Origin of the sequence: Flavobacterium sp. GP15, assembly GCF_014281985.1 — a bacterium.
GTDB classification, from domain to species: Bacteria; Bacteroidota; Bacteroidia; order Flavobacteriales; family Flavobacteriaceae; genus Flavobacterium; species Flavobacterium pygoscelis.
The window spans coordinates 767,336-780,420 of the sequence record NZ_JACFTC010000001.1 but is presented as its reverse complement, the minus strand read 5'-3'; the positions used below and the strand labels follow the sequence as shown (position 1 = coordinate 780,420).

At 31.6% G+C, this 13,085-nt stretch carries 9 protein-coding genes and 1 tRNA gene; 6 read left to right on the top strand and 4 right to left on the bottom strand.

Annotated features, from left to right (window positions below; translation table 11 throughout):
• Positions 1-3: 3 nt before the first annotated feature.
• The 4 genes from H2650_RS03465 to H2650_RS03450 all read right to left on the bottom strand — a co-directional run bounded on the left by H2650_RS03465 (position 4) and on the right by H2650_RS03450 (position 6,978).
• Entirely contained in the window at positions 4-2,841 is a 2,838-nt protein-coding gene (locus H2650_RS03465) for a carboxypeptidase-like regulatory domain-containing protein (protein ID WP_188049356.1), read from the bottom strand.
• 434 nt (positions 2,842-3,275) lie between these two features.
• Positions 3,276-4,487, bottom strand: coding sequence for an MFS transporter (locus H2650_RS03460; RefSeq protein ID WP_188049355.1), 1,212 nt, complete (start codon positions 4,485-4,487; stop codon positions 3,276-3,278).
• 276 nt (positions 4,488-4,763) lie between these two features.
• Positions 4,764-5,804, bottom strand: coding sequence for a Gfo/Idh/MocA family oxidoreductase (locus H2650_RS03455; RefSeq protein WP_188049354.1), 1,041 nt, complete (start codon positions 5,802-5,804; stop codon positions 4,764-4,766).
• A 106-nt stretch (positions 5,805-5,910) separates the two neighbouring features.
• The gene (locus H2650_RS03450; RefSeq protein WP_188049353.1) at positions 5,911-6,978 is read right to left on the bottom strand and encodes an NADH:flavin oxidoreductase/NADH oxidase; all 1,068 of its coding nucleotides are present in this window, start codon (positions 6,976-6,978) and stop codon (positions 5,911-5,913) included.
• A 189-nt stretch (positions 6,979-7,167) separates the two neighbouring features.
• On the opposite strand from H2650_RS03450, the gene rseP reads away from it, so the two are divergent.
• The 6 genes from rseP (at position 7,168) to H2650_RS03420 (ending at position 13,017) form a co-directional block, all read left to right on the top strand.
• Entirely contained in the window at positions 7,168-8,511 is a 1,344-nt protein-coding gene (gene rseP, locus H2650_RS03445) for an RIP metalloprotease RseP (protein WP_188049352.1), read from the top strand.
• Between the two features lie 103 nt (positions 8,512-8,614).
• Positions 8,615-8,688 (top strand) — tRNA-Asn (locus H2650_RS03440).
• Positions 8,689-8,917: 229 nt separating this feature from the next.
• Entirely contained in the window at positions 8,918-10,138 is a 1,221-nt protein-coding gene (locus tag H2650_RS03435; RefSeq protein WP_188049351.1) for a site-specific integrase, read from the top strand.
• Positions 10,139-10,645: 507 nt separating this feature from the next.
• Entirely contained in the window at positions 10,646-11,101 is a 456-nt protein-coding gene (locus H2650_RS03430) for a hypothetical protein (protein ID WP_188049350.1), read from the top strand.
• 25 nt (positions 11,102-11,126) lie between these two features.
• Positions 11,127-11,534: a hypothetical protein gene (locus tag H2650_RS03425; protein ID WP_188049349.1), complete on the top strand. Its 408-nt coding sequence runs from the start codon at positions 11,127-11,129 to the stop codon at positions 11,532-11,534.
• An 868-nt stretch (positions 11,535-12,402) separates the two neighbouring features.
• The gene (locus tag H2650_RS03420) at positions 12,403-13,017 is read left to right on the top strand and encodes a hypothetical protein (RefSeq protein WP_188049348.1); all 615 of its coding nucleotides are present in this window, start codon (positions 12,403-12,405) and stop codon (positions 13,015-13,017) included.
• The last annotated feature ends 68 nt before the right edge of the window (positions 13,018-13,085 follow it).

Below are 13,085 nucleotides of genomic sequence, written 5' to 3'. Positions count from 1 at the left end.
TATTTATAAATTAATGTATAGATTCACAAAATAGGTTCTACCGTATCCATAGAAGTATTTATTACCAAATGAAGGAGTGCCACTAGAAAAATCTTGGTTCATTCCTCTAAAATTAGCATTTCGAGATTGCTCATAACCGCCTGATTTATAAGTAACATCAAGCACATTATTAATACTAGCAAAAACCCCTAAATTCTTTCCGTATACGCGCCAAGATTTTCCGCCAACTACGTTCAAAAGCATTAATGGATCAAATTTTTCTTGTTTCAATAACTCTTTTGCTCTCTCCTCTGTTGCTTCTGGAAAGTTGAAACCAGAAGCTGGATTTTTGTAGAATATTTTAGTTCTAGAAATCGCTGCTATATCAATATACGTATTAGTGAGATAATTTATGTTTGTACTCAGCCACCAATATTTTGGATCTCTATATTCTAAACCAAATGAATAAGCTCGCTGTGGCATTCCGGCTTGTTTGTAATTTCTAAGGGAAGCTGTTCCAAAATCAAAAAGCGGATTTGTATTTTCTAAAGAGGCTTTGGCGTCATTAATCAAAGTAACATTGGGATTACTGGCATAAGTATACTCTCCAAAACCGGCAGAAAAAGTAGTCTTGAAAGTAGCGCTTAATTGGTATTCTAAACTTAATTCGGCACCAATATTTTTCTTGCTTAATTGAGTTAATGTTTGGCTTACAAAAGCATCCGTGTTTAAATATCCCGCACCATTATCAAAAATTCCTTCGGCATAAAAAAAGGAAATTTGAGTACTATTTTTTATTAAAGAATAGTAGGTTGTTAATCTCCCTTTTAATTTTGGTGATCGATATACATAACTTATATCAGCACTATTTATATTCTCACTTTCTAAGTCATTGACTACCGAATTATTCAAACGAGAATTTGCAAAAGTATTTCGTAATGAAGGTGCTTTGGTCATATGTGCCGTATTGAAAGCAAGCAATTGTTTGCCAGAAATTTTAAAGTTCAATCCGCCTTTAAAACCAAAATCTTCAAAGGTTACTTTTTCACTTTTCCCAAAAGAATTAGTTTCATAAATTCCGTTTTTATATAAACCTTCTCTTTGATAATCTCTAACAGAAAATTGTTGGGCTAGATAAAAATCGACTTTGTTATAGGTAAATTTAAATTGAGTAAAAGCTTCGATTACAGTAGCCAAATAATTAAAATTGTATCCGTAAGTATCACCAACTACTACTTGCCTGTCCGGATTATTAAGATCCGATTGAGATTGTGTCCCTTTATAAAAAGGATCTATGTCATCAAAATACAATCCACCCATTAAGTCTAATAAATGCTGAGAATAATGCGATTTTAATTTTTTGAATGAAGCTCCGGCATTCAGAAATATATTGTCAGAGAGTTGCGAACTCAAATTAGTGTTTAGTGCAAGGGTTTGGTCTTCTACTCGATCTTCGTATAAAACATATTTACTTTTTTTAGGTTCATACCCTGATATAATGCCATTAGAATCTAGAATAGGATTTTGATTGGCTTTATATATTGCATTCCAATCCATTTGTGAATGAGCTAAAAATAATGATTTACTTTTCTCGGCATTTTCATAATCTGGTATAAAAGCACCAGAAAATTCTCCGTTATCTTTTGCATATAAAGAACTAAAATAACTAGGCATTTTTTTGTAGTAAGATGGATCTGGACTATCCGCATTTTGATAATCAATGTTACTATTTCCTATTTTTCCAAACTGGTAGGTTGCACTAGAATTTAAGTTCGTTTTATCATTAATTTTAAAATAATGATTGAGCATAATTGTGGGCATTTCAATGGTTTTTACACGAGCATTTCGTTTTTTACCGTCTTGATAACCCCAATAGGAATTGTATTTCACATTAGTTAACGCTGTCACTTCTGCAGTATTAGGAGAGTTTTTAGCTCTTGTGTTGGGCGTATAGATTGCAGTTAAATTCAAAGAATGATTCTGCCCCAATTTCTTTTCAATGCTTATAAAAAAAGAATTAGCATCATAATTCGTTCCTTCAAAATAGCCTTCTTGTGCCCAGCGTTTTCCTGCCGAAATAACAAAAGCCCAACCATTAGCATACATTCCAGAAGCATAAGTGGCCATAGTACGCCAACTGTAATTGGTATTAGTTCCTGAAAAAGTGATTCGGGAGCCAGGTCTGTATATTGAAGCGCGAGTATTTATTTGTTGTGTTCCTAAAATTCCTCCAAAAGCATAATCAGAAGGAGCCGTTCCTAATGTAAATTCTTGATTACGCAAGGCATCATTTAATCCGCCCCACTCTCCCCATTGTGGTCTACCATCATATATTTTATTCATGGAAACGCCATTGATCATCAAGGTAGAATATTCACTATCTAATCCACGAACTCTAAAACGAGCTTGTCCCCAATTGAAAGCGGCTGCTTGCAAAAAAGCATCTCTTGAGGATTGCAAAAGTCCCGATGTACTCTCAGAACTACTATTTTCATCAATGAAATCACTTTCTAAAAGTGTAATGATACTGCTTTGTTGTTCTAAGGTCTGATCTTCTTCTAATGCTATAATTCCTAAATCTAACTTATCTCCTTGGTTCATTTCTATTGGATACAAAGCATCTTTGAATCCTTGACTTCGAACAAGGATCAATAAATGACCCGAAGGAACGTCATCAAAACTAAATTGGCCATCCGTCTTAGTAAGTTGCATCAAATTCGTATTCTGGATACTAACTACTACGAAACTCAATGGTTTTTGAGTTTTAGATTCGATAACTTTTCCAAAAAAACTATTGCTATTTTGTGCACTTGAAAACCAAAATTGCATTATAAAGACAATCGTAAAGTAAAATTTATTCATAGTATCAAAATGGTATTAATGAGTACGTTTAGATAAATGCCAATAAAAAAGATTACGTATTTGCAACAAAAAGTTCAACCCATAAAATAGAATTACAGGTTGAACTAAAAGTTTAGTGGTATTTTTTTTTGAAAGAAAACAACACTAAATAATTAAAAATGTGATTTGGAAAAGTGGCAAAAGCCTTCTATATACTATTGCTGAAAAATGTGGTATTTAAATTCAGCACTTAATAGATTCAATTGAAAGAATAATAAGGTTAAATATAATAATAAAAACTATAACTTATTGATTTACAATAAAATTATTTTTTACGAATATCTAATATGATGTTTTTACATTTGATTTTAAAACAAAAAGAAGTACAATCCCACAATACTTTTGGAGCGAACAATATGGATTTTATAAAATAGAATCATGTTCGTTGAATAAAATTATTCTATTGCTTCTATTTTAGAAACCATAAATGCGATTAGAACTCCAAAAACACCGATGAATGCGAATGAAAATCGCAGGTTAGATAATTCAGCTATGTAGCCAATAATAGGTGGTCCTAGTAAAAAACCTAGGAAACTAACGCTCGAAACGGTAGTTAAAGCAATACTTGGAGAAACATTTGGATTTTTTCCAGCAAGGCTATAAACCGTCGGCACAATCGTGGAAACTCCGAGTCCGACTAACATAAAGGCAAGAGTTGCAGGAATGATAAACGGAAAAAACACCGCTATAAAAAGTCCAGTCGAAATCATTATTCCACTGATTTTTAGCACATTTTTTCTTCCAAATTTACGAATTAAGCTGTCTCCAAGGAATCGTCCTCCAGCCATCATGATCATAAATGAAATGTACCCTAAAATTACTAATGGTCCCGGCGCCTTGACGACATCTTTGAAATAAACGCCACTCCAGTCAAACATAACGCCTTCGCTGGCCATGCTACAAAACCCAATTATTCCCAACCAAATTAAAGCAGAATCTGGTTTTGAAAACATTTTTTTCTTTTTGACTTTGATGGTTTCTTTGGCTTTTATTAAAAATTTAAAATTGAAAGCCATCATTAAAAATACTACTCCACCCACAATCAGAAAGTGAATGTATGGAGTTAAATCGAAGGCAAGCATTACTAATCCTACTAAGGCACCCATGAATCCTGCAAAACTCCACATACCGTGAAAAGAGGACATAATAGTTTTTTTGAAAAGTACTTCGGTATAAACGCCTTGAGTGTTTACAGCAATATTAGAGAGATTCCCGAAAATCCCAAATACGAATAATGCCGCTGATAATTGCCAAGCGTTGTTTGCCAAACCTATATTTGTTAAGCTAAAAACGTAAAATAACAATGAAAACACTAACATGCGATGACTCCCAAAACGACTCACTAATTTTCCAGAAAATGGCATAATTATTAATTGTCCAAATGGAAGCGCAAATAAAATGGTGCCTAAATCTCCTTCACTGAGTTGCAAAGTTGTTTTGATGTCTGGAATTCTACTCGCCCAAGTAGCAAAGCACAAACCCATTCCAAAATAAAACATAGAAACTGCCCAACGAATTCGGTTTAAGTACGAAATCTTAATGTCTCTATATTGCTTTTTGAACTTTGCTTTTGTTTTTGACTTTCCTAAGAAGTTTAAATCTATCAAACTGATTTTTTTTTAAATTTTAATTGGCAAAAATACGACAAGCAATTGGCAATTCAATCAAAACTAACGAGCCTAAAAAATTTACAACGTTATTGTTTATAAAATTAAAGGCTTGATCTTGATTAATGCATAACTAAAGATTTTTAAAAACTTTAAAACTGGAGAAATAATATTTGATTAAATACACCTACAAGGTTTTTAAAACCTTGCAGGATAATAGTCATAGACAAAAATTTATTTCACCAAAAATTTCCACAATTTATTTCGTGTAAAACACTATAAATCAACCACTTTTTTCTGAGAACTACTTTGAATAGAAGCTTCGATAATTTGCATTACATGAACGCCATCTTTTGCAGTTACTGGCTCTAAACTATTATTTATGATCGAATTATAAACACCATCAAAAAAAGTATAATAATTTCCTTCAAGTGTAGAGATACTTTTTTTTACAATTTCACCATTGATCTCCGTGTGTAATAACCCTTCTTTTTCAAGTGGTTCAGTTCCCCAAGTAGTTAGATTTGGTTTTTTTCCTAATTTTAATTCGTCTTCTTGAATATCGCCCCGATGTTTTAAGAATGAACCCTTTTTTCCGTGAATAACATACGCTGGATTTGCTTCTCGAACAAAAAATCCTGCTTTTAAACGGACCCTAAAAGCAGCATAATACATTACAATATCAATATAATCATCTACTAAGGAATGTTCCCGAGTAATACGAATATCAGCAAAAACGGAATTTGGTAAACCAAACAAGTACAAAGCTTGATCTATAATATGAGGACCGAAATCCTTCAAGATTCCCGATCCAGAATTAACAGTTTCTTTATGCCGTTTCGGACTCAGCGACGGATTGTATCTGTCAAAATGAAATTCAGCTTCTACAATTTCGCCAAGAACCTCATCAGAAATAATTTTCTGTACAGTTTTAAAATCGCTATCCCATCTTCTATTTTGAAAAACGGCTAATTTTAGTCCTTTTTCTTTGGCTAAAGCCGATAATTCCTGAGCTTGAGCAACGGTTGTAGTAAATGCTTTTTCGACAATCGCGTGTTTGCCTGCGAGTAAAACTTTTTTAGCATAATCGTAATGCGTTTCAACGGGCGTGTTCACGACAACTAAATCAACATCGTCTTCCAGAAGTTCTTCTATTGTAGCATAGCTTTTTACTTCAGGAAAATCGTGATTTATTAATTTTTTACTTCTTTCCCAAGAACCAATAAGTTCAAAACCAGCATGGAAACTTAGAAAAGGAGCATGAAATACTTTTCCAGACATTCCGTAAGAAAGTAAGGCTGTTTTTATTTTTTGCATAATAAAATAGTAGAATATTTATTTGAAAAAAGTAAAACACGAATTTAACAAGCTTGGACTAAATTAATTAGTGCAAATTCGTGAAATTCGTGTTTATGTAGCCAAGTTAGATTTTAGCTCTTTCGTATTGTTTTGGCCATTGCACATCAGCCTCTAAATCATTAGCGAATGTTAATCCTAAATTAGGATTTCTAAGCGATTCTCTAGCAAACAAAACTAAATCTGCTTTTCCAGAAGCCACGATTTCCTCTGCTTGAGTAGCATCGGTAATTAAACCTACTGCTCCTGTTAATATTCCAGATTCCTTTTTTATACTTTCGGCAAAAGGAACTTGGTAACCTGCACACAATTTGATTTGTTGGTGTGAAACTGCTCCTCCTGAAGAAACGTCAATTAAATCGACACCTTTTTCTTTTAATATTTTAGAAAGCTGAATTGATTCTTCAAGATTCCATCCGCCTTCAGCCCAATCTGTTGCTGATATTCTAATGAACAAAGGCAAGTTTTCCGGCCATTCTGATTGTACTGCCGCAACTACTTCAAGGGTTAATCTTATTCTATTTTCAAAACTTCCACCATATTCATCGGTGCGAAGATTAGATAAAGGCGACATAAACTGATGTAACAAATAACCGTGAGCTCCATGAATTTCGAGTACTTGATAACCTGCTTCAAGAGCTCTTTTAGTCGCTGATTTAAAATCTGAAATCACTTTTTGAATTCCATTTTTATCCAATGCTATAGGTGCTGTTTCATTGTCATGGTAAGCAATAGCACTTGGCGCAACGGTTTCCCAACCACCATTATCATTAGCTACTTTTCTACCACCGTTCCATGGGGAAGCAGCACTTGCTTTTCGTCCGGCATGTGCCAATTGAATTCCGGGAACTGAATTCTGACTTATAATAAATTGGGTGATTTGTTTTAGTTTTTCAATTTGTTCGTTTTTCCAAAGCCCTAAATCTTCAGGTGAAATTCTACCTTCTGGAGAAACAGAAGTGGCTTCTTGAATAATTAAGCCTGCACCACCACTGGCACGACTGCCTAAATGAACCAAATGCCAATCATTGGCAAAACCATCAGTTGCTGAATATTGGCACATCGGAGAAATGGCGATTCTATTTTTGAGTGTGATACTTTTTATCGAAAGAGGAGAAAATAATTTTGAAGACATCATGATGTTTTTAAAATGAAGTTAAGACGAAAAATTTGTTTAGAAAAGTAAAGTTACGCGACTACCCTGAAACACTATATTCATTTTATAATAATTAACAAAGTTTTAAAACGTTATGGAATAATTATTGTAAATTAAACAAATAGAAAACCTTACTTTTGTGAGTTAAAAAAGAACTAAAATTAAAAAATGGACATATTTATAAAGCTTTCTCAATTTTTATTGAGCTTATCATTACTGATTATACTTCACGAATTAGGACACTTCATTCCTGCAAAATTATTCAAAACCAGAGTCGAAAAATTTTACTTGTTTTTTGATGTTAAATATTCCCTTCTAAAAAAGAAGATTGGCGAAACCGAATACGGAATCGGTTGGTTGCCTCTTGGTGGTTATGTAAAAATTTCTGGAATGATAGACGAAAGTATGGACAAGGAGCAAATGGCATTGCCACCTCAACCTTGGGAATTTCGCTCTAAACCAGCTTGGCAACGTTTGATAATTATGTTAGGTGGAGTTACGGTAAACTTTATTTTAGCATTCATCATTTATATCGGAATGGCATTTGCTTATGGCGATACTTATATCGCTACTTCGGATATGAAAGATGGATTGTTGATTGAAAATAAAGCTATGATGAATATTGGTTTTAAAACTGGCGATAAAATCTTGGCAGCTGATGGCGTGAAAATACCAAAATTTGACAATGACATTACCATGAAAGTTATTATGGCAAAACAAGTCTTAATAGAAAGAAATGGAGTAGAACAAACTATAAAAATACCAAGTGATTTTGTAGATCAATTGTCAAAACATGAAAAAGGTCCGTTGATGAGCATCAGAATGCCATTTGTAGTAGCAGCAATTTCAGAAGATTCAAAAAACACAGCTTTACAACCAAAAGATGTTGTATTAACCTTAAACGGACAACAAGCAAAATATTATGATCAAGCAAAAGCAATACTGGAGAGCAATAAAAACAAAACAATTCCAGCGACTGTATTAAGAGATCAAAAAGAAATTGAAGTTCCTGTTATTGTATCTAATGATGGTAAATTAGGAATTGGTGTTGGAGGATTAAGTATGAGTAATCTTGAAAAATTGGGTTACTATAAAGTCAGCAAACAAGAATTTGGTCTTTTAGAGGCAATTCCTGTTGGAATTACAAAAGGGAAAGATCAATTAGTAGGTTACGGAAAACAATTAAAAATGATTTTTAGTCCAAGTACCGGTGCATACAAACAAGTAGGTGGTTTCAAAGCCATATTTGATATTTTTCCTAATACTTGGAGCTGGGAAACGTTCTGGAATATCACCGCTTTATTATCAATAATGCTTGGTGTAATGAACTTATTACCTATTCCAGCCCTAGATGGTGGTCATGTTATGTTTTTATTATACGAAATTGTTAGCGGTAAAAAACCGAGTGACAAATTCTTAGAGAATGCGCAATTAGTTGGTTTTGTTTTACTTATAACTCTATTACTATTCGCAAACGGAAACGATATTTATAAAGCAATCGTCGGCAGATAAAAAAAATAAAAAAAAGTTGGTTTTTTATTTGCACAAACCAAATGATAGCCTATCTTTGCACCGCTTTAAAGATGTAACGCAAGTTGATTTTTACTGCTCAGTTTCCTTCTTAGCTCAGTTGGTTAGAGCATCTGACTGTTAATCAGAGGGTCCTTGGTTCGAGCCCAAGAGAGGGAGCTTTTATAAAAAGACTATCAGAAATGATAGTCTTTTTTTTGCACTAAAGTGAAGTGGAATAGTGCTTCACAGCGTTAAATTGAAAATAGGGCATTTTTGTCATTTGTAAGCTTACAAGTTATTTTAGTGAAAAAAGGTTCCCATGGAGGTTCCTATCTAAAATCTCGAGGTTCCCATTTTAAATTCCGAATTGTTATGCCAATTGTTTAACTCAAAATTAATTGGAAACATGCACCAAGAAAAAACTACAATTCTATTTGTAATTAGTCCAACCAAAGTCAATCAAAAAGGATTATGTCCTCTTAATTGCAGAATTACTCTTAACAAGGAGCGAAAACAATTCTCTACTGGACTATTCGTAAACCCAAACTACTGGGAAAACAAACTTCAAAAGGTCAACAGTCAAGATGTCAACCACAAATTCATTAATGCTCAAATAGAGCAAATTCAGATCAAGATAAATAACATTGCCTTAGTATTCCAACTTCAAGGCGGAAATTGCACTCTTGATAACATCTTTAATAAATACATCGGTATAGAAATTAAGAAAAAGGAATATGTTCTTTCCTACTACAAACAGTATTTAGCAAAAATCAAAAAACTAGTAGGTTTAGAAATAAAAGACAACACCTATAAAAAATTCGTCTATGTTGGAAACCATTTGGAAGCATTCTTAAAATGGAAATTTAAAAAAACTGATTTCCCACTAGAAGAATTGAGTCTGCAGTTTCTAGATGATTTTGACTACTATTTAAAAACCGAGAAGAAGCAAGAGCAAATTACCATCAACAAAACTATTCAAAGACTTAGAACACCTATAAAACAAGCTATTTCAGAAGGCTATTTAGATAGAGATCCATTTATACTTCACAAGTCTAAAACAGTACGTAAAACCGTAATATTCCTTTCTACAGAAGAACTCAAAACCCTAGAGAAAGCAGTTTTACAACAAAAGCGACTAAGCACCATTCAAGACTTATTTATTTTCTGCTGTTACACAGGACTCGCCTATAATGAAATGGCGAATCTTGAGAAGCAGAACATTCAGATAGGATTTGATGACATGAACTGGATTCAAATGAAGCGTGAAAAAACGCAAAGACAAATCTCAATTCCTTTACTTCCAAAAGCACAAGAAATTATTGAAAAATATTCTGATTTAAATAATCGAGTATTTCCATCCATTAGCAATCAAAAATTTAATTCTTATCTCAAAGAAATTTCAGCAATTATAGGAATTGAAAAAAAATTAACACACCACATTGCTAGGAAAACATTTGCCTCTACTGTATTACTGTATAATGATGTTCCAATGGAAATCGTATCAGAACTATTGGGTCATTCTAACATGGTTATTACACAAGAAAGTTATGGGAAGGTAGTGCAAAAGAAAGTTAGTGAGGAAATGAAAAAATTGAAATTAAGAATCAGCATAGCCTCAAAATCTTAGCCTCAAATCACTAAAAGTGGGTATTGTTTCAATAAAACTAAATACCTTCTTTTACAAATGTTTAAATAAAAGTAAATTTAAAAAATTATCTATTTAAGAACAACCGTAAAAATTGTGACAAACCATCAATTAAGTTTTTAACTAAAAATCATTCGGTTTCATTAAAAAAAATAATTCAGAAATGTCGATCCTTAACGGTATAGAGGCAGTATAATGAATTCCAATAGAGGTGCTAATAACACCTCTTTACATTCTGCTTATTTGAAATGTTTCAAAACCTAGTTTATTTACAAGTTATTCTTGAGTAAAACTTCTTGTTAAATGAAGCTCTTGAAGTTTGCCACCAAAGCTAACTAACACTATTATTTTTTGTAATTATCCAGGAGCTAAAAGTCGAGGAATTAAGATCGCACTTATTATGAGTATGTAACTACTTTCGAAACATAGGATCACAACAGGGTTGCTGAAAACTGAATAGAGTAAGCCAAACAACAAAATATTATGAAAATGAAAAAATTTTTATTCTTAGTTATTATTACATTAACTATTATTTCCTGTAAAGAAAATAACAGATCGAATCTGATTACTAACTCAAACAAAATCAACTTTAAAGATTTGGATTCAATCAAACAAAAGCAAAAAAATGAGATTGAATTATATTTAAAAAAATGCAATTATGAATTTTTAAGTGATCAGTCAGCGGGGTTTCAGTGGAAGTCTAAACATAGTGAAGACGTCATCCAGTTTAGTGGTAAAGGAGTTTTTGTTGTAGCAACTTATAATTTAAAAACCTTCAAAGATTATGTGAAGGATTTAAAAATATCAGATTATCAGTATTTAGGCAAAAACCTAAAAAACAATGTAGAAATGGAAACATACACCAAAAATAAAGAAACCATATATTTAGTTACTTCAATAAACCCTGACAATGGAAAAAAAATATACAGTCTTACGTTTCTCTAGCAAAAATTTTAAAAACAAAATAATTATGGATAAATCATATCTATTACTTCTTACTCTTATTTTCCTCCCTTTTTATTCCTTTGCACAATCAGATATTAATATCAAAGCAAATGAAGGTGCTGCTTTTATCTGCAACTGTACAAATATTTCACTTATTAAAAATGACGTTGATGTAGTTAAACTTGTCGAAATATACAACTCATATAAACCTAATAAAGTTTTATCAAAAAAATATCATTCAGATGTCAAAAGAATTAGCAGGCAATTAGATTCGAAATATTCCTTAATTGAAAAAGATATTTTTACATGTAGAGATCAATTTAAAGTGAATTACAAAGCGTATTTCACTAAGGACTTTTTGAATAAATTAGAAGTTGAATTAAATAATAATCCATATTCAAATGGACCTAAAACGATTAAAGATTTAGCATAAAATTTATAAAATCAATAAACGATAAAGCTTAAGGATATTTTGTATTTGCAATCTTTTGAACTGTATTCGCTGGATTGTCAGGCATAGTAAATTGAGAAGTCTATGCAGAAGGAATTTCGAAAGAAGCAAATGAAACAGTAAAGCTTGTTCTGTTTTTTATTAAGGTGCAGTAATTTTTTCTGTGATAAGGCTTGCAGAACAATCAATAATTTAAATTATGAATTTCATACGAATAATTACGTTGAAATTAGTGAAGGATACGTCCCAAAAAATATTTAAAAAGTTGATCATCACAAGATAATCGAAACAAATAGTGCTCGCAATTTCATCCCAAACGTTTAACTCAGCACAAGTTGATTTCATATTGCAAATTAGAATGTGAAACTTTTAAATTTCACTTCAATAAAAATAAAGTCCTTATTCATGTTTAATATTCATCATCTGTTAGCTCATTATAAAGGTGTGGAATCAATGATCTTTATCAAAACTAATTCTATATAAATTATGACACTTATAAAAGAAATCAATTCTTCCGATAAGTGTGAAACTAGCTTTAATACACCTAAAAACAATGACTTAAACGCAGAAATTAGTTTTTCCTTTTTTTTAACGACATTGATTATAGACAAGAATGATATCTATATTAGGTGCTAAAATATATTAGGTGGGCAGTTACAATTCTAAGTAACACATTTATTGTTTCAGTATTTAAAAGAAATTATAATTGTATCGAAAAAGACTAACTACAGGACAAATTAATTAAACGCTGAAATTTTGATTAAAATCAAAATTAGTTTCTACTTAAACTTTAAAACTTCAAAAAATAATTAATTAAAATTAACTAAATATGCTGGAATCTATCGGAATAATGTCAATATTTATTATTGTTATTTATGCTCTTATTAATATTTCTGAAAGAAGTAAAAGTAAAGATGTCGAAAGACAAAATATGATTAAAAATAGCACAACCTGTAAAAATCTAATTTTCAATTATGAAATATCTGTCAAAAAAGGTAAACCCATTTTAACCAAAGAACAACTTGAAAAAAAAATTAGTGAAATTTTGAAAGACAAAGATGAGAAGATTGTTATTGCAGAAAATATCTGTTCTAAAGAAAAACGGGCTTTAGAAATTGAACAAAATAAAAGAAACAAGAGAAAAATAGGATATAAATATCAAGATTATATTTTTTACATATTCGATGACAACAGAGAATTAAGCAGAGTAGAATTACTGGATGGTATTGCGGAACAATTAAAAATTACCTCAATTGGTGAGGATATAAAAATTTTAGAAATATGGCAGTTTAATAATTTAATTAATAAGTGTCATTGGAATGAGAATAAGTATGAAATCGGAGACGTTTTAACGGACGATTATTATAAAATTGATGTCGAAGATATAACTTGGAAAGATTGGTTAAAAAACAAAAACATACAATTGAAGCCACAAAGTCCAGAGTATATTAAATTTATTTCCTAAAACATAAGGGTAACGCAATATCTTATAAAAATTAGAGATATCATATATTCTCAATTTTTTTTAATTTT

Excerpts from the sequence above, each read along its gene's own strand:
- H2650_RS03435 (WP_188049351.1), top strand. The coding sequence starts at position 8,918 with ATGCACCAAGAAAAAACTACAATTCTATTTGTAATTAGTCCAACCAAA.
- H2650_RS03455 (WP_188049354.1), bottom strand. The coding sequence starts at position 5,804 with ATGCAAAAAATAAAAACAGCCTTACTTTCTTACGGAATGTCTGGAAAA.
- H2650_RS03430 (WP_188049350.1), top strand. The coding sequence starts at position 10,646 with ATGAAAAAATTTTTATTCTTAGTTATTATTACATTAACTATTATTTCC.
- H2650_RS03450 (WP_188049353.1), bottom strand. The coding sequence starts at position 6,978 with ATGTCTTCAAAATTATTTTCTCCTCTTTCGATAAAAAGTATCACACTC.
- H2650_RS03465 (WP_188049356.1), bottom strand. The coding sequence starts at position 2,841 with ATGAATAAATTTTACTTTACGATTGTCTTTATAATGCAATTTTGGTTT.
- H2650_RS03420 (WP_188049348.1), top strand. The coding sequence starts at position 12,403 with ATGTCAATATTTATTATTGTTATTTATGCTCTTATTAATATTTCTGAA.
- H2650_RS03425 (WP_188049349.1), top strand. The coding sequence starts at position 11,127 with ATGGATAAATCATATCTATTACTTCTTACTCTTATTTTCCTCCCTTTT.
- rseP (WP_188049352.1), top strand. The coding sequence starts at position 7,168 with ATGGACATATTTATAAAGCTTTCTCAATTTTTATTGAGCTTATCATTA.